Consider the following 21,929-nt stretch of genomic DNA (forward strand, 5'->3'; position numbering starts at 1 on the left):
CGGTACCCGGCTGGCTACCGTGCGGTAATCACGACCGGGAGGGGCACAGCATGGCGTACGAGATCGAGGCGACCGCCGCCACCACCGCCGCGCCCGGAGAGGTCTTCCGGCACCTCGCCGTGCCCGAGGCGTGGGGCGCGTGGGGCAAGTTCCCCACCCCGGCCAAGCAGACCCGCAAGGGCGACACCTCCACCTACGGCGTCGGCGCGGTCAAGGCGATCTGGCCCGCCGCCGAGCAGACCGTCGCCTACGAGCCCGACACCCACTTCGCCTACATCGCGCTCAAGGGCCTGCCGCTGCGCCGCTACCGCTCCGACGTGTACCTCGACCAGCGCGGCACCGGCACGTTCATCCGCTGGAACTCCCGCTTCGAGCCGCTGATCCCCGGCACCGGCCCGCTGCTGCGCCTCGGCCTGAAGGCGATGATCGACGCCTTCACCCGCTGGCTGCCCGCGCACGCCGAGCACTGCCCGCCCGACTGCCCCGCCCGCCGCGCCGGCGACCTCTGAGCCGCCCCCGCCGCGGCAGGGGCGGCCGGAAAAGAGGTGCAGGCCGAGAGCACCCCGCAGTTCCCTCGGCCTGCACGTTCTGAACCCCCGATCCCCCGAACCGGCCCGGTGCGGTCAGTCCGCGTGATCCGGACCGTAGACCTCCCACAGCTCCCCGGCGAAGAACCGGCCGAACCGCAGCAGCGACTCCACCCCGCCCGGACCGGACGTGCGGAACGTGGTCAGCTGCCGCGCGAAGTCCGACAGCTGGATGTGCAGGACGCCCGCCCCCGCGACCGGCGCCCCGTCCTCCGCCTCCTCCGGGACGTGCCCCTCCAGCAGCCGCACGTACAGCGTGGAGGTGTCCGGCCAGATCCGCGTCGGCGGACCGTGCAGGACGTTCTTGTGCCCCGCGAGGGTCAGCGGCCGGCCCGCCCCGTCGGTGAAGTACAGCCGGTACTTCATCAGCCGGCGGTCCTCCCCGCCGTCCGGGACGAACAGGTTGAACCACCCCCGCTCCACCTCGCGGCGGCCCCCGTGCCCCCGCGCGTCGACCCACCCCTCGGCCGTCGCGGTGTGGCCCGGCTCGGCCAGGAACCGGTCCACGTCGTGCGCGGTGATCGTCAGCCGGAACGACAGCGGGATCCGCCCGTCGGCCCGCTCCCCGACCCGCGGGTCGCGCTCCCCGAAGGTGATGGACCCCTTCATCTCCTCGGTGAACGACAGCGACGTACGGCCGGGCGCCGCGGCGGACGGTCCCCCCGGACCCCCGCGGCTCCCCGAGCCCTGGCCGTACGCCGAGTCGCGCCCCGCCCCGTCCGGCGAGCCGGCACCCCCGGCCGGCTCGGCCCCCGTGTCGGACGGGACGGTCCCCGCACCCTCCGCCCGTCCCGCGCCCCCCGGCGCGGGCAGGTCCTCCAGCAGCCGCGTCGCGAGCCGGTCGGCCTGCGCGGCGATCGTGAGCGAGGGGTTCGGGCCCACCGGGCCCGGCATCGCCGCCCCGTCGGCGATGTACAGGCCCGGGAACCCGAACACCTCGCCGAAGGCGTCGCAGACGCCCTCGCCCGGATGCGCCCCCATGGGCGCGCCGCCCAGCGGATGCACCGTGATGATCCGCTTGCGGAACCACATCGGGTTGTCGGCGTAGTGCGCGCCGAGCACGTCCGCGATGCCCTGCATGGTCTTGCGGACGCGGGTGAACAGCGCCTCGCTGGTCTCGGCCGTCCAGTCCGCGGCGAGCCGCCCGCCCTTCAGGTGCAGCCGGCCGTCCGCGGTGTCGCGGCCCATGCCGAGCAGCGGCAGCGAGCTGACCGTCAGCGCGCCGTCCCCGATCAGGTCGGAGATCTCCTTGGACAGGTTGGTGTCCGGCGCGTCCTTGAAGAACTCGGTGAACCGGCTCCACAGGAACCGCACGGCGCGCTCGATCTCGTGGCCGGTGTCGAAGCCCTGCACGATCCAGTCGGTGAAGCCGGGGTAGCCGCCGTCCTCGATGTAGGCGCCGCGGCCCGCGCCGGGCACCCCGTCCACCTCGTCCGGCAGCCGGATCGCGGTGGTGATCACCGGTCCGCGCGCGGCGTCCAGCGGCCGGACCCGGTTGCGGTCCTTGGCGTTCAGCAGGAACGTCAGCAGGTCGCCGTTGCCGCTGAACCGGGTGCCGAGCGCCTCGCTCAGCCCGGGGAACGCCTCCCGCGACTTCAGCAGCAGGTACGTCGTCCCGTAGGTGCCGGCGCCGAGGACCAGCCGGTCGCAGGAGATGGTCGCGACCCGCGGCCGCTTCTCCTGGGCGGTCAGGTCGGCGTGGTGGACGTAGTCGACCTCGTACCCGCCGCCCGGACGCGGCCGGATCGCCTTCACCTCGCGGGAGGTGCGGATGTCGGCGCCGTGGTGCGCCGCCGCCGACAGGTAGGTGTGGTCGAGGCTGTTCTTGGCGCCCTCGTTGCAGCCGATGTCGCACTCGCCGCACAGCCGGCACGTCCGCCGCCCGACCCCGTGCAGGTTGCCGTAGCCGGGGTCGGCGATCGGCAGGCTGATGCCCGGCGTGCCGCCGGGGCGGTCGGCGAAGCTCACCGCGAGCGGCGGCAGTGTGATGTCCAGGCCCAGCTCGGCGGCGGCGTCCTGCATCGCGTGCGTCTTCGGGGTGTCGTCGAACGGCGCCTGGTCCAGCGGGTACGGCGTCGCGCCCAGCATCTCCTCGACCGCGTCGTAGTGCGGGTCGAGGTCGGCGCGGGAGATCGGCCACGATTCGTAGCCGCCGCCGCGCATCGGCTGGTCGTGCACGAACCAGTGCTCGTCCTTGCGCAGCAGCACGTTCGCGTAGATCAGCGAGCCGCCGCCGAGGCCGGCCGACACCACCGAGTCGCAGCCGTCGAAGCTCCAGACGTCGAACATCCCGTACAGCCCGGCCGCCGGGTCCCAGAACGCGCGGTGCATCTGCGCGGGGGAGCGGGGGAAGCTTCCCGGCGGGTACGGCTGCCCGCGCTCCAGCAGCACCACCTGCCGCCCGGCCTCCGCCAGCCGGTACGCGGCCACCGAGCCGCCGAACCCGGAGCCGATGACGACGGTGTCGGCGTGCTCGGCGCTCTCGCGGGACGCGCCCATGTCAGCCCGCCTTCCGCTTCAGGAAGTCCAGCACCTGCGGGAACACCTCGGCGGCGGACTCGGCGCCCATGAACGGGTCCTGGTGGCCGTAGCCGGGCAGGATCTCCAGCTCGTGCAGGCCCGGCGCGACCCGCTCGAGCGTGCGGTGGCAGACGATGTTGGAGTCGGTGAACACGTGGTTGCGGTCTCCGGTGAGGAACAGGATCGGGGTGGTGACGTCCGCGGCGCCCGACAGGTAGTCGGCGGGCAGGCCGGCGTGGCGGGGGTCGCGCGGGTCGTACCTCACCGCGCGGCCGGCCTTCACCATCTTGTGGACGTGCCGGTAGTAGTGGACGCCGACGGAGCCGAACAGGTCGGGCAGCCGCCCGTGCGTGACCGGCGACATCTTCGCGTGGGTGAAGATCGGCTTGCCGCCGCCCCACATGAAGCTGAGCATGTGGCAGGCGGGCTCGTCGCAGGCGGGGTGGAACGGCCCGACCGCCTTGGCGATCATCCAGCCGCGGGTCAGCACGGGAGCGGTGCCGTAGCGCGGGTCGAGGTGGGCCGGGCCGAGCAGGTACTCCAGGAACGCCGGGCCGTAGCCGAGCTTGATCCTCGACCAGAGCGGCGTCCGCGGCGTCAGCGCGACGCTGTTGCAGGTCAGGCTGGTGATGCCGGTGACGGTGCCGGCGAACACCGCCATCGCGAACGACACCGATCCAAGGCAGTGCGAGATCACGTGCACCCGGCGGGCCCCGATGTGCCGGCGCAGTTCGGCGATCGCGGCGGGATGGTCGTACTGGGCGATGTCGTCGAGGGTGTAGCGGTGCGTCTCGGCGTCGTAGGGGAACCGGCCGCTCATCCGGAAGTCCAGCGCCCACACGTCCCCGAAGCCCGAGTCGTGCAGGAAGTTCACCAGGTTCCGGTGCTCCGGCATGATGTACATGTCGCTGGACGTGGTCAGCCCGTGCACCAGCAGGACGACGTCGTCGCTGTCGGCGCGGCGGAACCGGGTGAGGTTCAGGCCCAGGCCGTCCTCGGTCGCGAAGGGGTGCACGGAGACCTCGGCGTCGGCGACGCCCGCGAGCGTGAAGCGCGCGATCCGCTGGTCCATGGCATTCCCTCCGGCTTCCTGACGCCCCAACCTTGCCAAAGGCGGCCTTCCGCCCGGCATCGTGGAGAACTCGTACTTACGTGTGAAAGGGGGCGCGGGGCCCCGGATGACTACGTACGTGAGGTGAGAGGTCCGGCGGGCGCCGGCTCACTCATGCCGGTTCATCGCGGTCGCCACCCCGACCCGCGACGATACGCCGATCTTGGCGAACACCCGGGACAGGTGCGTCTCGACCGTCCGGACGCTGAGGAACAGCCGCTCGGCGATCTGCTGGTTGCTGCAGCCCTCGGCGACCAGCAGCGCGATCTCGTGCTCGCGCGGCGACAGCCCGAACGGCAGCTCGCCCTTGCCGGCGCTCTTGCCGCGGCCTCTGGCGGGGGCGGTGCGGGGCCCGCCGGGCACCCGGACGCCGAGGCGCCGCTGCTCCCGGACGGCCTGCGCGTGCAGCCCGTGCATCCCGCACTGCTCGAAGACCTCCGCCGCGGCGCGCAGCCGCTCGCGGGCCTGGCCGCGCTCGCCGGCCGCCGCGTGCGCGATCCCGGCGGTCAGGTCGGCGCGCGCGGCCTCCGGCCGCCGCCCGGTCCCCGCCAGCAGCCCGGCCGCCTCCGCCGCGAGCTTCGCGGCGCGGGACGGCTCGTCCAGCCGGACGGCGTGCGCGCGCGCCAGCCGCGCCAGCCCGGCGTCACCGGCCAGCGCCGGATGCACGATGGCCTCGGCGATGTCGGCCCAGCCGGCCGCGCCCTCGCCGTCCCCCAGGGCGGCGCGCGCGCAGGCCAGCTGCTCGGCGCACATCACCAGCGTGCTGAAGTCCAGGCCCTGCGTGCCGTCCCCGCACGCCGCGACCAGGGCGTCCGCGCCCTCCTCGGTGCGGCCCGCGTTGGTGATCGCGGTGGCGAGCGCGACGTGCGCCATGTGCGTCCACCACTCGCCCGACCCGGTGTCGCAGGCGACGGCCTCCTCGCCGGCGCGCAGCGCCCGCTCGTGGTCGCCGGTCCAGCTCGCCGTCAGGCACTGCTGGATCAGCCCGTAGGCCAGCACCTCCGGCGAGCGCAGCTCGCGGCCGACCGCGGTGGCCTCGTCGGCGGCCGCGGCGGCCTCCTCCAGCCGGCCCAGCATCATCAGGACCCGGGACTGCCCCGCCAGCATGTAGCCGAGGATGAACGTCTGCCCGGTCGCCCGGGTGATCGCCACGAGCCGGTCGGCGTGCCGGATCGCGCTGTCGTACATGCCGAGGAACGCCTCGGCGAACAGCAGCCAGACCATGTAATCCAGGCAGTCGGCGAAGTCGCCGTCGGACGCGGCGGAGAACCGCTGGTCGGCGGCCTCGGCGTAGGCGATCGCCTCCGCGACCTCGCCGCGCCCGTAGGCCACCATCGGCCGCATCGCCGCGACCGCCGCGACCAGGCCCGGCCCCCACTGCGGCGCGCTCTCGGGGATGGTCTCCAGGACGGCGTGCGAGCCGCGGGTGTCGATCCGCTGGATCCGGTCGGCGACCAGCCGGATCCGCAGCAGCACCGCCTCGGGGGTCTGCCGGTCGGTGATGCGGCGCAGCTCGTCCAGCACCAGGGCGCGGGCCTCGTGGATGCGGCCGAGCTGGCGGTCCATCACCGCGCACAGCTGCACCGTGCGGGCCCGCCGGACGGTGTCGTCCGGCGGCAGCAGGCTCAGCAGCGTGCGGGCCGTCTCGCGGCCCTCCTCGGCGTGCCCGCTGACGGCCTGCGCGTGCGCCAGCTCGACCAGCAGCTGGATCCTGTCGGGGTGCGCGCCGTCGCCCGCCGCCCCGTCACCGGAGGCGCCGTTTCCGGACGCGCCGGACGGGTCCGTGCCGTCCGGCATCAGGCGCAGCGCCGCCTCCAGCCACAGCGCGGCGGTGCCGGGCGCCTGGAGCGCGACGGCCCGGGCCGCCTCCACCAGCGTCCAGATCGCCTCCCGGTCGCCGAACCGCGCCGAGCGCAGCACGTGGTGGGCGCGGACCGCCGCCGGGGCGCCGAGCTCGGCGAGCCGCGCCGACACCCGCGAGTGCGCCGCGAACCGCCAGCCCGCCGCCGTCGAGGCGTACGCGACGTGCCGGACCAGCGGATGCCGGAACCGGAACCGGCCGCCGTGGGTCGGACGGACGACGTCGTGCGCGGTCAGCGCGTCCAGCGCGGCGAGCGCGTCCTGCTGCGCCATCTCCGCGGCGACCGCCGCCAGCGCCGGCTCGAACACGTCCGACGCGACGGCGGCGCCGCGCGCCATCAGCAGCGCCTCGGGCGGCAGCGCGCTCAGCTCCACCTGCAGCGCGGTGCGGACGGCGGGCGGCACCTCGGTCAGGTTCGCCACGCCCCGCTCCCATTCGTGCCGCTCGCCGCCGTCCGCGCCGAGGAGGCGGTCGTCGTGGCGGCCCATCCGGGCCAGCGCCTCCAGGTAGAACGGGTTGCCGCCGCTGGCCTTGTAGAGCTGCTCGCAGCGGGTACGGGGGACGTCCGGGCCGAGGAACTCCGCCACCTCCTCGCGGGTCAGCGGCCGCACCGGCACCCGGGTGCCGACGAGCCCGGCGGCGTCGGCCAGCGCGGCCAGCCGCGGCGACGCCTGCGCGGGCCGGTAGGCGACCGCGACCAGCACGTTCGCGCGCGGCGGGTGCCGGACGAGATGGTCGAGCAGCTCGATCGTGGCGTCGTCGGCCCAGTGCAGGTCGTCGAGGATCAGCACCAGCCCGGACGGCGCGGCGAGCCGTTCCAGCAGGTGCCGGACGCTGCGGTGCAGCTGGTAGCGGGCGACCGGGTCGGCGGCGCCGTCCGCGGCGCCGTCGGGGGCGTGCCCGGCGCCGGTGCCGGCGACGCGGTCGGCGAGCGCGGGGAACACGGTGCCGAGCAGCCGCAGCGCGGCGGGCGGCAGGTCGGGGACGTCGTCCTCCAGCCGGTCGTCGAGCGCGTCGACGACGGCGCCGAACGGCATCTCCTGCTCGAACTCGGCGGCGCGTCCGGCCAGGTAGGGCAGCTTGCGCGCGTTCGCGCCGTCGGCCAGCTCGTTCAGCAGCCGGGTCTTGCCGGCGCCGGGCTCGCCGACCAGCGCGAGGAAGCCGTAGCCCGTGGCGGCCGCGTCCAGGGCGCGGTTCAGCGCGCCGAGCGCGTCCTGTCGCCCCACCAGCGGAGCACCGGCGTCGCTCATGTCACACCCCAACAGAGACAGGCGGCCGACACGCCGTGATCATGCTTGTCGTCGTGGTTCCCGGTCCTTCAAGCGGTTTTTACCTTATCGGGTCGATCGTCAATAGGAGCGGGACAACACGCCCCGCGCGTCCCTGCTATCAACCGCCGCCGCACCCCGCATGTCAACCGGGGGGAGGCAAACCGTCCCGGGAACGTGACATCAAGGGCACCGGCCCGCGGGTCAACCGTCGAGGCCGAGGCGGGCGGCGGCGTCGGACCAGCGCGCCTCGTCGCCCGACGGCTCGTAGCGGCGCAGCGGCTGCGTCGCCGCGACCAGCGCGCGCGACTCGGCGAGGGTGCCGGCGAGGCCGTGCGCGCGGGCCTGGGTGAGCACGTTGCCGAGCGCGGTCGCCTCGACCGGGCCGGCCACGACCGGCAGCCCGGACGCGTCGGCGGTCAGCCGGCACAGCAGCTCGTTGCGGCTGCCGCCGCCGACCAGGTGCACCACGTCGATCTCCTGCCCGGACAGCCGGGCCGCCTGCCGCAGCGTCGCGCGGTGCGCCAGCGCGAGGCTGTCCATGACGCAGCGGACGGTCTCGGCGCGCGTCGCCGGCTCGGGGAACCCGCGGCGGCGGCAGTGCGCGGCGATCCGCGCGGGCATGTCGCCCGGCGGCAGGAACTCGGGGTCGTCGGGGTCGATGAGGCTGCGCAGCCCGGGGACGTCCGCGGCCTCGGCGAGCAGCGCCGGCAGGTCCGGGTTCCCCCAGGCGCGCATCGACTCCTGCAGCAGCCACAGGCCCATGACGTTGCGCAGGTAGCGGACGGTGCCGTCGACGCCGCCCTCGTTGGTGAAGTTCGCCTTGCGGCTCGCCTCGGTCAGCACGGGCGCGCGCAGCTCCACCCCGACCAGCGACCACGTCCCGCAGGAGATGTAGGCGAACCGGTCGGTGGCGGCGGGGACGGCGGCGACGGCGGACGCGGTGTCGTGCGACCCGACCGCCACGACCGGCAGCGCCGCCGGATGCCCGGTCTCCGCCGCCACGTCGGGGCGCAGCGTCCCGAGCACCTCGCCGGGCTCGCGGATCGGCGGCAGGACGCCGGCGGGCAGGCCGAGGCGGGCGAGCAGGTCGCGCGACCAGGTCCCGTCGCGGACGTCCAGCAGGCCCGTCGTGGACGCGTTGGTCCGCTCGGCGCCGACCGCGCCGGTCAGCCAGTGCGCGAGCAGGTCGGGGACCATCAGCAGGGTGGCGGCGCGCGACAGGTCGTCGGCGGCGAGCTGGTAGAGCGTGTTGAACGGCAGGAACTGCAGGCCGGACGTCTGGTACAGCAGGTCGTCGCCGACCTCGGCGCGGATCCGGTCCATGACGCCGTCGGTGCGGGCGTCGCGGTAGTGGACGGGGTTGCCGATCAGCCTCCCGCCGGCGTCGAGGAGCCCGTAGTCGACGGCCCACGAGTCGATGCCGACCGACGCGAGCCCGGCGGGCGCGGCGCGCAGCCCGTCCAGGACGTTGCCGTACAGGCCGAGGATGTCCCAGTGCAGGGTGCCGTTGACGCGGACGGGCCGGTTCGGGAACCGCCGCACCTCCGCCAGCTCCAGCGTGCCGGGGCCGACCCGTCCGGCCATGACGCGCCCGCTGGACGCGCCGAGGTCCACGGCGGCGAAGGTCTCGGTCATTCGTGTCTCCTGTGGGGGGACGACCCCCCACGCCCCCCGGTTCGCTTCGCTCATTCTGAGATCACGACTTCCAGATTCCTGGGCCCGTGCACGCCCTCGACGCGCGACAGCTCGATGTCGCTGGTCGCGGACGGCCCGGACACGAACGTCAGCGGGCGGTGCGGGTCGAGCCGCTCCAGCGCCTCCGGCACGTCCGGCGCCACCTGCCCGGCGAGCACGACGATCAGGTGGTAGTCGGGGACGAGCGACAGCGCGCGCGGGCCCTGCGCCGGGCCGTGGTCCAGCACGATCGTCCCGGTCTCGGCGATCGCGGCGGCGCAGCCGGTCACCGCGCCCGCCAGGCCGTCGAGCGCGGCGGCGTCCGGGCCGCGCGCGAGGTCGGCGGTCACCCGCGACGTCCACTCCTCGGGCAGGTCGGCCGGCACCCCGTGCACGCCCGGACGGGCGGCGAGGCGCTCGGCGACCGTCGCGGCCAGCTCCGCCGCCGGGACGCGCAGGACCGTCGCGCGGTAGTCGGCGACCCGCTCGGCGAACAGGTCCAGCACGCCGTCCTCGTGGTGGCGGCGCAGGTAGCCGCGGTCGATGGCGGCGTAATCGGCGGCGACCTCGGCGGCCGGGCGGGCCGGCATGATCCGGTCGATCCGGCCGAGGATCTCCTCGCGCGCGCTCACTGGTCCTCCTCCGTGCGTCCGCCGCCGGTCCGCTTCCACCAGGCGCGGAACGACTCGGGCGGCGGCGCGGGCGCGTCCCGCGTCTCGGTCCAGGCGTTCAGCGGGCCGGGCAGCCGCCGGATCCGGCCGCGCGGCGCGACGATCCGGCGGCTCGCCGACGCGGCGCGCTGCGCGAGCGCGAGCCGGGTGGGGGAGCGCAGCGTCCATCCGGCCGCCGTCATCGCGACCCGTTCGAGGGGGTGCCGGGGCCCGCTCTCGACGGCGCGGGCCCGCAGGTGCACCAGCACCTCGGGGATGTCGATGGCGACCGGGCACGCCTCGAAGCACGCCCCGCACAGCGACGACGCGTACGGCAGCGACGCGTCCACCTCCGACCCGATGCCCCTGATCTGCGGCGACAGGATCGCGCCGATCGGGCCGGGGTACGGCGAGCCGTAGGCGTGGCCGCCGGCGCGCCGGTAGACCGGGCACACGTTCAGGCACGCCGAGCAGCGGATGCAGCGCAGCGCCTGCCGGCCCACCTCGTCGGCGAGCGTGCCGGTGCGGCCGTTGTCCAGCAGCACCAGATGGAACGTCCCCGGCCCGTCGCCGGGATGCACGCCCGTCCACGCGGAGGTGTAGGGGTTCATCCGCTCGGCCGTGGACGAGCGGGGCAGCAGCTGGAGGAACACCTCCAGGTCGCGCCGGCTCGGCACGATCTTCTCCACGCCCATCACCGAGATCAGCGTCTCCGGCATGGTCAGGCACATCCGGCCGTTGCCCTCCGACTCCAGCACGACCAGCGTGCCGGTGTCGGCGACCGCGAAGTTCACCCCGGAGATCCCGACCTTCGCCGACAGGAACTTGGCGCGCAGATGCCGCCGCGCCGCCTCCGCCAGCGCGGCGGGGGAGTCGGTGAGGCCGGCGGGGACGTCCTCCATCTCGCGCAGGAAGATGTCGCGGATGTCGGACCGGTTCCGGTGGATCGCCGGGACGAGGATGTGCGACGGCCGGTCGTGCCCGAGCTGGACGATCAGCTCCGCGAGGTCGGTCTCGTAGGCGGTGATCCCGTGCTCGGCGAGCGCCTCGTTCAGCCCGATCTCCTGCGTGGCCATCGACTTGACCTTGACGACCTCGGTCTCGCCCGTCGCCCGCACCAGGCCGGTGACGATCCGGTTCGCCTCGGCGGCGTCGCGCGCCCAGTGCACCGTCCCGCCCGCCTCGGTGACCTTCTCCTCCAGCAGGCGCAGGTAGTGGCCGAGGTTGGCGAGGACGTGGTCCTTGATCTGCTTGCCGGCCTCGCGCAGCGCGTCCCAGTCGTCCAGCTCCGCGACGGCCCCGGCGCGCTTGTCGCGGATCGTGGTGGTGGCGTGCGCGAGGTTGCCGCGCAGCCGCGTGTCCGCCACCGCGCGGCGCGCCGCGTCCGGGAACGACGGCATCCCGACATAGGTCGGCATCGCTTCGGCGGTCATGGTGTGGGCTCCTCCTCGGTGGAGGCGAGGATCTCGGCCAGGTGGACGGTCCGCACCCCCGCGCGGGTGCGCGACAGCGCGCCCCCGATGTGCATCAGGCACGAGTTGTCGGCGGCGCACAGCACCTCGGCCTTCGTCTCCCGCACGGCGGTCACCTTGTCCGCGCACATCGCCGCCGACACCTCGGAGTTCTTCAGCGCGAACGTCCCGCCGAACCCGCAGCACTCCCGCGCGTCCGGCAGGTCGACCAGGTCGATGCCGCGGACCTCGCGCAGCAGCCGCCGCGGCCGGTCGCCGACGCGCAGCATCCGCAGCGAGTGGCAGGTCGGGTGGTAGGTGACGCGGTGCGGGAAGTACGCGCCGACGTCGGTGACGCCGAGGACGTCCACCAGGAACTCCGACAGCTCGTACACGCGGGACGCGACGCCGGCGGCGCGCGGCGCCAGCTTCGGATGCCAGTCGCGGATCATCGCGCCGCACGACGCCGACGGCGTCACCACCGCGTCATAGGGCTCGAACGTCTCCGCGAACCCCTTCACCATGTGCAGCGCCTGCGTGCGGTAGCCGGTGTTGAGGTGCATCTGCCCGCAGCACGTCTGCGCCTCGGGGAACTCGACCTCGTGGCCGAGCCGCCGCAGCAGCCGCACCATCGCGCGCCCGGTCCCGGGGTACATCGTGTCGTTCACGCACGTCAGGAACAGTGCGACCTTCATGCTGGCTTGCTCTCCCGGTCGTCGGGGACGGGCCGGCTGGACTCGCGGACCACCAGCTCCGGCTGGAACATGACCTGCTGGTGGGCGTGCCCGCCCGACTCGTCGCACTCCTCGAGCAGCAGCTCGGTCGCGATCCGGCCGAGCTGGTAGGTGGGCTGCCGCACCGAGCTGAGCGGGACGGCGGCGGCCGCCGAGAACTCGATGTCGTCGTACCCGATGAGCGCCACGTCAGCCGGCACCTTCACGCCGGCCTGCAGCAGCACCCGCAGCACGCCGAGCGCCAGCAGGTCGTTCGCGCAGAAGATCGCCTCGGGCAGCGGGGCGCCGGAGTCCAGCAGCCGCCGCGCCGCCTCCTGCCCGGCGCGGGCGTTCATCGCGCCGACCGACACCTCGCGCAGCACGTCGCGGCCGAGGCCGGCCGAGCGCAGCGCCCGCAGCGCGCCGCGCCGCCGGTCCGCGCACTGCCGCAGGCCCGCCGGGCCCGTGACGAACCCGAGCGTGCGGGCGCCGTCCTCCAGCAGGTGCGTGACCGCCAGCTCGCCGCCCGCGACGTCGTCGACGGCGACCGAGCACTGGTTGGCGCGGGGCGTCGGATGGTCCAGCAGGACGACGGGCACGCCGCGGTCGCGCAGCCCGTCGGCCCCGTCGCCCTCGTCGCCGACCGGGGTCAGCAGCACGCCGCGGACCCGCTGCTCGGCGAGCACCCGCAGGTTGCGCTGCTCGCGCTCGCCGGACTCGCCGGACGAGGACAGGATCACCGCGTAGCCGCGCTCGCTGGCGACGTCCTCGACGCCGCGCGCGACGTCGGTGAAGAACGGGTTCGCCAGGTCCAGCACCATCAGCCCGATCGTGCTGGAGTGCCCGGCGCGCAACGTGGACGCCGACCCGTTGCGGACGAACCCGAGCTCCACGATGGCCTGCTCGACACGGGCGCGGGTCGCGGCGGCGACCCGCTCGGGCCGGTTCAGCACGTTGGACACGGTGCCCGGCGAGACGCCGGCGTGCGCCGCGACCTGCTTGATCCCGACCGTGCCGCCGTTACCGCCGTTGCCGCCGCCGGCGCCCGTCGCGGTGCTCGTTCGGGGGCGCCCGGTGTCGTCTGTGCTCAATCCTGCCCCCGGTCGCTCCGCTGGTGTGCCGCCGCTCACTTTGGGTCATCGGATTAAAACGTGTCAACCCCGCTGTCGGAAGTCACCGCGCCCAAACCCCGCTGTCCGGACCCGGCCGGGGGGAACTTCGCAAACTCGCCCGCGCCCGGTCGCACAGGGGTTTTCGCAGGGTTCGGGGGCCTTCCGGGTGAAGTTGCCTCTTGACGGGTGCTCCGGCTCACATCTAGCGTCCTCCGCAACATCACGTTAAAACGTTTTTTATCCATCCGTCACAGACTCCCCGTTCGAGGAGGGTGGCCATGAGTGCACCCGGCAGGTCGACGCCGCCGACATTGGCACTGGTCAACGTGAGTAAGTCGTTCGGCGCCGTGCGGGCCCTGCAGGGCGTCACCCTCGAGCTGCACGCCGGCGAGGTGCACGCCCTCGCCGGCGAGAACGGCGCGGGCAAGTCCACCGTCGTAAAAACGTTCGCAGGCGTGCACCGGCCCGACGCGGGCGAGGTCCGCGTCGACGGCGAGCCCGTGGTGTTCAACGGCCCCGCCGACGCGCAGGCCGCCGGCGTCGCCGTCATCTACCAGGAGCCGACGCTGTTCCCCGACCTGTCGGTCGCGGAGAACATCTTCATGGGGCGCCAGCCGCGCGCCGGGCTCGGCCGCATCGACCGCCGCACCGTGCACGCCGAGACCGCCAAGCTGTTCGAGCGGCTCGGGGTCGCGCTCGACCCGCAGCAGCCCGCCCGCGGCCTGTCCATCGCCGACCAGCAGGTCGTCGAGATCGCCAAGGCCATCTCCCGGGACGCGCGGGTGCTCATCATGGACGAGCCGACCGCGGCGCTCACCGGCCAGGAGGTCGCCCGGCTGTTCAACGTGACCCGCACGCTGCGCGAGCAGGGCTGCGCGATCCTGTTCATCTCGCACCGGCTCGAGGAGATCTTCGAGATCTGCCAGCGGGTCACGACGCTGCGCGACGGCACCTACATCGGCACCGACAAGGTCGAGGACCTCACCGCCGACGACCTCGTCCGGCGGATGGTCGGCCGCGACCTGGACGCGCTGTACCCCAAGCAGGACGTGACGCCCGGCGAGGTCGCGCTGAAGGTCAGCCGGCTGACCCGCGAGGGCGCCTTCACCGACGTCTCCTTCCAGGTCCGGCGCGGCGAGATCGTCGCGCTGGCCGGGCTGGTCGGCGCGGGCCGCAGCGAGGTCGCCCGCGCGATCTTCGGCGTCGACCGGTGGGACGCAGGCGATGTAGAGGTGGCGGGGAGGAAGCTGCCGCCCGGCAGCCCCACCGCCGCCATGTCGGCCGGGCTCGCGCTCGTCCCCGAGGACCGCCGCCAGCAGGGCCTGGTGATGGACATGTCCATCGAGCGCAACATGGGCCTCACCCAGCTGCGCTCGCTGCGCAAGGAGACCGGGCGCGGACCGCTCATCTCCCACAAGGTGGAGCGCAACCGCGCCGCCGACTGGGCGCTGCGGCTCCAGCTCAAGTACGCCCGCCTCAGCGACACCGTCGGCGTCCTGTCGGGCGGCAACCAGCAGAAGGTCGTGCTCGCCAAGTGGCTCGCCACCGAGCCGACCGTCCTGATCGTGGACGAGCCGACCCGCGGCATCGACGTCGGCACCAAGGCCGAGGTGCACCGGCTGCTGTCGGAGCTCGCCGCGCAGGACCTCGCCGTACTGATGATCTCCTCCGACCTGCCCGAGGTGATCGGCATGGCCGACCGCGTCCTGGTCATGCACGAGGGCCGGCTCACCGCCGAGATCGCCCGCGCGGACGCGACCGAGGAGAGCGTGATGGCCGCCGCGACCGGGCGCGCCGGAACCGGAAAGGCGGCCTGACCCATGACCGTGCTCACCCAGTCCCCGGCCAGGCCGGGCTCCGGCGGACCGCCCGGCGGCGGGCGCCGGCTGGTCGAAGTGGTCCTGCGCGCCCGCGAGCTGAGCATCCTCGGCGCGCTGGTCGTGCTGGTCATCGGCACCGAGCTCGCCAACCACCGGTTCCTGTCCGGGCAGGGCGTCAAGGACATCTTCCTCAACGCCTCCATCCTGGCGCTGCTCGCCGTCGGCCAGTCGATGGTGGTCGTCACCCGCAACATCGACCTGTCGGTCGGCTCCGTCGTCGGGCTCGTCGCGTTCACCGCCGGCAAGTTCGCCTCCGGCGGCGACCGGAACGTGGTGCTGGTGGTGCTGCTCGGCATCGTCATCGGGCTCGCCTGCGGGCTCGTCAACGGCCTGCTCGTCAGCTTCTGCAAGGTGCCCGCCCTGGTCGTCACGCTCGGCACCCTCTACGTGATCCAGGGCCTGGACTACAAGATCGCGCACGGTGAGCAGATCGGCGCCGCCGACCTGCCGTCCTCGGTGCTCTCGCTCGGCAACGACTCGGTCCTCGGCGTGCCGTACCTGCCCGTCATCACCGTCGTCGTGATGCTGCTGATGGGCTACTACCTGCGCTCCTACTCCTCCGGACGGGAGTTCTACGCGATCGGGTCCAGCCCCGAGGCGGCGAACCTCGCCGGCATCCCGATCCGCCGCCGCGTGCTGGCCGCCTACCTCGTCAGCGGCGGCCTCGCCGGCCTCGCCGGGGTGCTGTGGCTGGCCCGGTTCGGCACCGTCGTCGCGGACGCGGCGCACGGCTGGGAGCTGAAGGTCGTCAGCGCCGTCGTCGTCGGCGGCGTCGCGATCACCGGCGGCGTCGGCACCGTGTACGGCGCGGCGCTCGGCGCCCTGCTGCTCACCACCATCGGCAGCGTGCTGGTGGTGCTCAAGGTCAACTCGTTCTGGCAGGACGCCATCACCGGCGTGCTGCTGCTCCTGGCGATCAGCGTGGACCGGCTGCTGGCCCTGCGCGTCACCAGGGCGCTCAAGCAGCGGTCGCTGGAGTCCGGCGTCCACCGCGACGACGGCGCCGCCCCGCCCCCGGCCGCCGGGACGGCAGCGCCCCCGGCCGCCGGGACGGCAGCGCCCCCGGCCGCCGGAGCGACGGCACGGACGGCCAAGGACGAGGCGCCGAAAGGAAAGGTGTCGTGACCACTGACACGAAGAGCGCCCCGCGCGGGCAGAGCCGCGGCCTGAGCCTCGGCCGGCTGCTGCGGTGGGAGACCGCCGTCACCGCGCTGCTGGTCATCGTCTTCGCCGGCGGCGCCGGGTTCTCGCCCGACTTCGCCAACACCGACAACCTGTCGTTCGCGCTCGGCGACCTCAGCGAGATCGCGCTGATCGCGCTGCCGATGACACTGCTGGTGGTGTGCGGGCAGGTCGACCTGTCGGTCGCGTCCGTGCTCGGCCTGTGCAGCGCCCTCACCGGCAAGATGTGGGACAACGGCATGGCGATCGAGACGATCATCCCGATCGTGCTGGTCGTCGGCGTCGTCTGCGGCCTGGTCAACGGGCTGCTCGTCACCCGCGTCGGGCTGCCGTCGCTCGCGGTGACGATCGGCACCATGACCCTGTACCGGGGCCTGGCGTACGTGGTGCTCGGCACCGGGGCGATCTCGGAGTTCCCCACCCAGTACACGAACATGGCGACCGAGTCGATCCCCGGCACGCCGATCCCGTACCCGATCGCGCTGTTCGCCGTCCTGGCGGTCGCCACGGCGGTGGTGCTGCACGCCACCGGCGTCGGGCGGTCGCTGTTCGCGATCGGCTCGCAGGAGGACGCGGCGTACTTCGCCGGCATCCGGGTCAAGCGCCTCAAGCTGATCCTGTTCGTGGTGTCCGGGCTGGTCGCCGGGTTCGCCGGCATCGTCTACACGCTCCGCTACGGCAGCGCCCGCGCCGACAACGGCCTCGGCCTGGAGCTCACCGTCATCGCGGCGGTGCTGCTCGGCGGCATCGACTTCGACGGCGGCAAGGGCACCCTCGGCGGCGTCATCGCCGCGGTGCTGCTCATCGGGCTGCTGCGCAACCTGCTGATGCTCAACGACGTCTCCACCGAGGTCCAGTCGATCGTCACCGGGCTGCTGCTCATCATCAGCGTCCTCACGCCGCGGCTGATCGCCGTGGTACGCGAGGCACAAGGCCGGCGGCGGGGCGCGCGACCCGCGGTCCCCGCCGCCGCACCATGACCTGCCCCTCGCCGCATCCGAAACCCACCCCAGAGCACGACCTGGAATCCCGAAAGGCACTCGTGATGACCCTTCGTTTGCGCGCCCCGCGCCGCCTCGTGGCCGTCGCGTCCGCGGGCGCACTCGCCCTGTCCCTCGCCGCGTGCGGCGGCACCACCAAGGACTCCTCGGACGACTCGGGGAGCAAGGCCGCCGCGGGCGCGGGCAAGGCGGACCCGAACGCGCCCCTCAAGAAGGGCCTGAAGATCGCGTTCCTGCCGAAGCAGGTGAACAACCCCTACGAGACGATCGTCGACAACGCCGGCATCGCCGCCGCCAAGGAGTACGGCGGCTCGGCCAAGGAGGTCGGCCCGTCCGACGCGTCGGCGTCCTCGCAGGTGTCCTACATCAACACGCTGATCCAGCAGCGGCACGACGCGATCCTCATCGCGGCCAACGACCAGAACGCGGTGTGCGGCCCGCTCAAGCAGGCCATGGCCAAGAAGATCAAGGTCGTCTCCTACGACTCCGACACCGCGCCGGAGTGCCGCAACGTGTTCATCAACCAGGCCAGCTCCGAGGAGATCGGCCGCAGCGAGGTCAAGCTGCTGGCCGACCAGATCGGCGGCAAGGGCGACATCGCGATCCTGTCGGCGACCGCGAACGCCACCAACCAGAACACCTGGATCAAGTTCATGCAGGACGAGCTGAAGAAGCCGGAGTACTCCGGCATGAAGCTCGTCAAGATCGCCTACGGTGACGACGACGACCAGAAGTCGTTCCAGCAGACGCAGGGCCTGCTGCAGGCGTACCCGAACCTGAAGGGCATCATCTCGCCCACCACGGTCGGCATCGCCGCCGCGGCCCGCTACATCGACGGCTCGAAGTACAAGGGCAAGGTCACCCTGACCGGCCTCGGCACGCCGGACCAGATGCGCAAGTTCATCAAGGACGGCACCGTCAAGTCGTTCGAGCTGTGGGACCCGAAGAACCTCGGCTACCTCGCGTCCTACGCCGCGGCGGCGCTGTCGTCCGGGCAGATCACCGGCAAGCAGGGCGAGACGTTCAAGGCCGGCAAGCTCGGCGAGCGCACCATCGGCGCCAACGGCGAGGTCATCCTCGGCCCGCCGACGGTCTTCGACGCCAAGAACATCGACCAGTACCACTTCTGATCCGCCGGGACCCGTTTTCCGATGGCATCCGAAGGCACGAAGCGCATCTGCTTCCTGCTGCAGGTCCGGCAGGACCGCCTGGAGGAGTACAAGGAACGCCACCAGGCGGTCTGGCCGGAGATGCGGGACGCGCTGCGCGCGGCGGGCTGGCACAACTACTCGCTGTTCCTGCGCGAGGACGGTCTCCTTATCGGCTACCTGGAGACCGACGACTTCGAGGCGGCACAGGAGGCGATGGCCCGCACGGACGTCAACGCCCGCTGGCAGGCGGAGATGGCGCAGTACTTCGAGGATCTCGACGGCCGCCCCGACGAGGGCATGCGGCCGCTCCCCGAGATCTTCCACCTGGATTGAAAGAGGTAATCGTGAACGACACCAGCGCGGTGAAGGACGCCCTGCGCCGCCAGCAGATCGAGACTCCCTCCTGGGCGTACGGCAACTCGGGGACCCGGTTCAAGGTCTTCGCCCAGCAGGGGGTGCCGCGCACCCCGCAGGAGAAGATCGACGACGCCGCGCAGGTGCACCGCTTCACCGGTGTCGCGCCGAGCGTCGCCGTGCACATCCCGTGGGACAGGGTGGACGACTACGCCGCGCTCGCCGCGCACGCCAAGGAGAAGGGCGTGCGGATCGGCGCGGTGAACACCAACGTGTTCCAGGACGACGACTACAAGCTCGGCAGCGTCACCAACCCCGACCAGAAGGTCCGCCGCAAGGCCCTGGACCACCTGCTCGAATGCGTCGACATCATGGACGCGGTCGGGTCGAAGGACCTGAAGCTGTGGTTCTCCGACGGGACGAACTACCCCGGCCAGGACGACATCCGCACCCGGCAGGACCGGATGGCCGAGGCGCTCGCCGCCGTCTACGAGCGGCTCGGCGACGACCAGCGGTTCCTGCTGGAGTACAAGCTGTTCGAGCCGGCGTTCTACATGACCGACCTGCCGGACTGGGGCGCGTCGTACGCGCACTGTCTCAAGCTCGGCCCGAAGGCGCAGGTCGTCGTGGACACCGGGCACCACGCGCCCGGCACGAACATCGAGTTCATCGTCGCGTTCCTGCTGCGCGAGGGGAAGCTCGGCGGGTTCGACTTCAACTCCCGCTTCTACGCCGACGACGACCTGATGGTGGGCGCCGCCGACCCGTTCCAGCTGTTCCGGATCATGTACGAGGTGGTGCGGGGCGGCGGCTACGACCCGGAGACCGGCGTGGCCTTCATGCTCGACCAGTGCCACAACATCGAGCCGAAGATCCACGGCCAGATCCGCTCGGTGATGAACGTGCAGGAGGCCACCGCGAAGGCGCTGCTGGTGGACGGCGACGCGCTGCGCGCCGCGCAGGAGTCCGGCGACGTGCTGGGCGCGAACGCGGTGTTCATGGACGCCTACAACACCGACGTGCGGCCGCTGCTGGCGGAGCTGCGCGAGGAGATGGGCCTGCACCCGGACCCGGTCGCCGCGTACCAGGCGTCCGGCTACTTCGAGCGCGTCGTCGCCGAGCGCAAGGACGGCCAGGCGGCCGGCTGGGGCGCCTGACCGGCGCCGCCGGCCCGGCTCCCCTACCTCGACCCTCGATCCCGACAAGCCGCCGAATCCGATAAGGAGAGAGCACCGATGACCACTCCACCCGAGGTGGAGCAGCTGCTGGAACGGGCCAACACCCTCGGCTCGGATCCGCGCAACACCAACTACGCGGGCGGCAACGCCTCGGCGAAGGGCACCGTCACCGACCCCGTGACGGCCCGCGACGTCGAGCTGATGTGGGTGAAGGGCTCCGGCGGCGACCTCGGCACGCTCACCGAGAAGGGCCTCGCCGTCCTGCGCCTGGACCGGATGCGCGCGCTCGTGGACGTCTACCCGGGCGTCGAGCGCGAGGACGAGATGGTCGCCGCGTTCGACTACTGCCTGCACGGCAAGGGCGGCGCGGCGCCGTCGATCGACACCGCGATGCACGGCCTCGTCGAGGCGGCGCACGTCGACCACCTGCACCCCGACTCCGGCATCGCGATCGCGACGGCCGCGGACGGCGAGGAGCTGACCCGCCGCATCTTCGGCGACCGGGTCGCGTGGGTGCCGTGGCGGCGCCCCGGCTTCCAGCTCGGCCTGGACATCGCCGCGATCAAGAAGGCGAACCCGCAGGCCATCGGCGTGATCCTCGGCGGGCACGGCATCACCGCCTGGGGCGCGACGAGCGAGGAGTGCAAGGCCAACTCCCTCGACATCATCCGCACCGCCGAGGCCTACATCGCCGAGCACGGCAAGGCCGACCCGTTCGGCGCGGTGATCCACCCGGTGCTGCCGGAGGACGAGCGGCACGCCCGCGCCGCCGCGCTGTTCCCGCTGATCCGCGGCCTGGCGTCCACCGACCGGCCGCAGGTCGGGCACTACACCGACTCCGAAGCCGTCCTCGACTTCGTCTCGCGCGCCGAGCACCCGCGGCTCGCCGCGCTCGGCACGTCCTGCCCGGACCACTTCCTGCGCACCAAGGTCCGCCCGATGGTGCTGGACCTGCCGCCGGACGCGCCGCTCGACGACGTCAAGGCCCGCCTGAAGGAGCTGCACGCCGCCTACCGCGAGGAGTACGCCGCCTACTACGACCGGCACGCCGCCCCGGACTCGCCCGCGATGCGCGGCGCGGACCCGGCGATCGTGCTGGTCCCGGGCGTCGGGATGTTCTCCTTCGGTGCGAACAAGCAGACCGCGCGGGTCGCCGGCGAGTTCTACGTCAACGCGATCAACGTGATGCGCGGCGCGGAGGCGCTGTCGTCGTACGCGCCGATCGACGAGGCGGAGAAGTTCCGCATCGAGTACTGGGAGCTGGAGGAGGCCAAGCTCCGCCGGATGCCGAAGCCGAAGCCCCTCGCCACCCGCGTCGCGCTGGTCACCGGCGGCGGCTCCGGGATCGGCGCGGCCACCGCCCGCCGGCTGGCCGCCGAGGGCGCCTGCGTCGTCGTCGCCGACCGCGACCTCGGCGCCGCCGAGAAGGTCGCCGCGGAGATCGGCGCGAACGCCCTGCGGGCCGCCGACGTCGCGATCGCGGTCGCCGCGGACGTCACCTCCGAGGACGAGATCGCCGCGGCCGTCCGGGACGCGGTGCTCGCGTTCGGCGGCGTCGACCTCGTCGTCAACAACGCCGGCCTGTCGATCTCCAAGCCGCTGCTGGACACCACCGTCGCCGACTGGGACCTGCAGCACGACGTCATGGCGCGCGGCTCGTTCCTGGTCTCCCGCGAGACCGCCCGCGTGATGACCGAGCAGGGGATGGGCGGCGACATCGTCTACATCGCCTCCAAGAACGGCGTGTTCGCCGGCCCCAACAACATCGCCTACGGCGCGACGAAGGCCGACCAGGCCCACCAGGTCCGGCTGCTGGCCGCCGAGCTCGGCGAGCACGGCATCCGCGTCAACGGCGTCAACCCCGACGGCGTCGTCCGCGGCTCCGGCATCTTCGCCGGCGGCTGGGGCGCCAAGCGCGCCGCCGTCTACGGAGTCGAGGAGGACAAGCTCGGCGAGTTCTACGCCCAGCGGACGCTACTCAAGCGCGAGGTGCTGCCCGAGCACGTCGCGGCCGCCGTCTTCGCCCTCACCGGCGGGGACCTGACCCACACCACCGGACTGCACATCCCCGTGGACGCCGGAGTCGCCGCAGCCTTCCTGCGCTGACTCCCCGCGCCGACCCGCCGTTCCCGGACGGAGTTCGGGCCGGCGGCCCGGACCGCGCGCCGGCGCCCGGCACTCCACTGCCGGGCCGCCGCGCCGTCCCCACCGGGGCCGCCGGCCTTCCCTCCAT

At 73.2% G+C, this 21,929-nt stretch carries 16 protein-coding genes; 8 read left to right on the forward strand and 8 right to left on the reverse strand.

Annotation, left to right across the window (positions count from 1 at the left end; genetic code table 11):
• The first annotated feature begins 50 nt into the window (after positions 1 to 50).
• Complete coding sequence (locus F8568_RS11400) at positions 51 to 509, forward strand: SRPBCC family protein (RefSeq protein WP_151593494.1); 459 nt, start codon at positions 51 to 53, stop codon at positions 507 to 509.
• A gap of 114 nt (positions 510 to 623) precedes the next feature.
• On the opposite strand, the gene F8568_RS11405 is transcribed toward F8568_RS11400, so the two are convergent.
• The 8 genes from F8568_RS11405 to F8568_RS11440 all read right to left on the reverse strand — a co-directional run bounded on the left by F8568_RS11405 (position 624) and on the right by F8568_RS11440 (position 12,929).
• Entirely contained in the window at positions 624 to 3,086 is a 2,463-nt protein-coding gene (locus F8568_RS11405) for an FAD-dependent oxidoreductase (protein ID WP_151593495.1), read from the reverse strand.
• 1 nt (position 3,087) lies between these two features.
• Positions 3,088 to 4,179, reverse strand: a complete 1,092-nt coding sequence (locus F8568_RS11410) for an alpha/beta hydrolase (RefSeq protein ID WP_151593496.1) — start codon at positions 4,177 to 4,179, stop codon at positions 3,088 to 3,090.
• Between the two features lie 147 nt (positions 4,180 to 4,326).
• Complete coding sequence (locus F8568_RS11415; protein WP_202124798.1) at positions 4,327 to 7,329, reverse strand: helix-turn-helix transcriptional regulator; 3,003 nt, start codon at positions 7,327 to 7,329, stop codon at positions 4,327 to 4,329.
• A gap of 222 nt (positions 7,330 to 7,551) precedes the next feature.
• Positions 7,552 to 8,985, reverse strand: a complete 1,434-nt coding sequence (locus F8568_RS11420) for a rhamnulokinase (protein WP_151593497.1) — start codon at positions 8,983 to 8,985, stop codon at positions 7,552 to 7,554.
• Between the two features lie 50 nt (positions 8,986 to 9,035).
• Positions 9,036 to 9,656, reverse strand: coding sequence for a LutC/YkgG family protein (locus tag F8568_RS11425; RefSeq protein ID WP_328600819.1), 621 nt, complete (start codon positions 9,654 to 9,656; stop codon positions 9,036 to 9,038).
• Positions 9,653 to 11,107, reverse strand: a complete 1,455-nt coding sequence (locus F8568_RS11430) for a LutB/LldF family L-lactate oxidation iron-sulfur protein (RefSeq protein WP_151593498.1) — start codon at positions 11,105 to 11,107, stop codon at positions 9,653 to 9,655. The genes F8568_RS11425 and F8568_RS11430 overlap by 4 nt, the downstream gene beginning before the upstream one ends.
• A complete protein-coding gene (locus F8568_RS11435; RefSeq protein WP_151593499.1) occupies positions 11,104 to 11,820 on the reverse strand; it encodes a (Fe-S)-binding protein in 717 nt (238 codons plus the stop codon). Before F8568_RS11435 ends, F8568_RS11430 begins: the two co-directional genes overlap by 4 nt.
• On the reverse strand, positions 11,817 to 12,929 hold the full coding sequence (locus tag F8568_RS11440; RefSeq protein WP_151593500.1) for a LacI family DNA-binding transcriptional regulator: 1,113 nt from the start codon (positions 12,927 to 12,929) through the stop codon (positions 11,817 to 11,819). The genes F8568_RS11435 and F8568_RS11440 overlap by 4 nt, the downstream gene beginning before the upstream one ends.
• 299 nt (positions 12,930 to 13,228) lie before the next feature.
• Here F8568_RS11440 and F8568_RS11445 point away from each other — a divergent pair, with 299 nt between their 5' ends.
• The 7 genes from F8568_RS11445 to F8568_RS11475 all read left to right on the forward strand — a co-directional run bounded on the left by F8568_RS11445 (position 13,229) and on the right by F8568_RS11475 (position 21,802).
• A complete protein-coding gene (locus tag F8568_RS11445; protein WP_151593501.1) occupies positions 13,229 to 14,767 on the forward strand; it encodes a sugar ABC transporter ATP-binding protein in 1,539 nt (512 codons plus the stop codon).
• 3 nt (positions 14,768 to 14,770) lie between these two features.
• A complete protein-coding gene (locus tag F8568_RS11450; protein WP_151593502.1) occupies positions 14,771 to 15,955 on the forward strand; it encodes an ABC transporter permease in 1,185 nt (394 codons plus the stop codon).
• Positions 15,952 to 16,992, forward strand: coding sequence for an ABC transporter permease (locus F8568_RS11455; protein WP_151593503.1), 1,041 nt, complete (start codon positions 15,952 to 15,954; stop codon positions 16,990 to 16,992). Before F8568_RS11450 ends, F8568_RS11455 begins: the two co-directional genes overlap by 4 nt.
• A 65-nt stretch (positions 16,993 to 17,057) precedes the next feature.
• A complete protein-coding gene (gene rhaS, locus F8568_RS11460) occupies positions 17,058 to 18,143 on the forward strand; it encodes a rhamnose ABC transporter substrate-binding protein (protein ID WP_151593504.1) in 1,086 nt (361 codons plus the stop codon).
• A 21-nt stretch (positions 18,144 to 18,164) separates the two neighbouring features.
• Complete coding sequence (locus F8568_RS11465; protein WP_151593505.1) at positions 18,165 to 18,497, forward strand: L-rhamnose mutarotase; 333 nt, start codon at positions 18,165 to 18,167, stop codon at positions 18,495 to 18,497.
• An 11-nt stretch (positions 18,498 to 18,508) separates the two neighbouring features.
• Entirely contained in the window at positions 18,509 to 19,675 is a 1,167-nt protein-coding gene (rhaI, locus tag F8568_RS11470) for an L-rhamnose isomerase (protein ID WP_151593506.1), read from the forward strand.
• Positions 19,676 to 19,753: 78 nt separating this feature from the next.
• Positions 19,754 to 21,802, forward strand: a complete 2,049-nt coding sequence (locus F8568_RS11475; RefSeq protein ID WP_151593507.1) for a bifunctional aldolase/short-chain dehydrogenase — start codon at positions 19,754 to 19,756, stop codon at positions 21,800 to 21,802.
• The last annotated feature ends 127 nt before the right edge of the window (positions 21,803 to 21,929 follow it).

The organism is Actinomadura physcomitrii, from assembly GCF_008923205.2.
Taxonomy (GTDB): Bacteria; Actinomycetota; Actinomycetes; order Streptosporangiales; family Streptosporangiaceae; genus Spirillospora; species Spirillospora physcomitrii.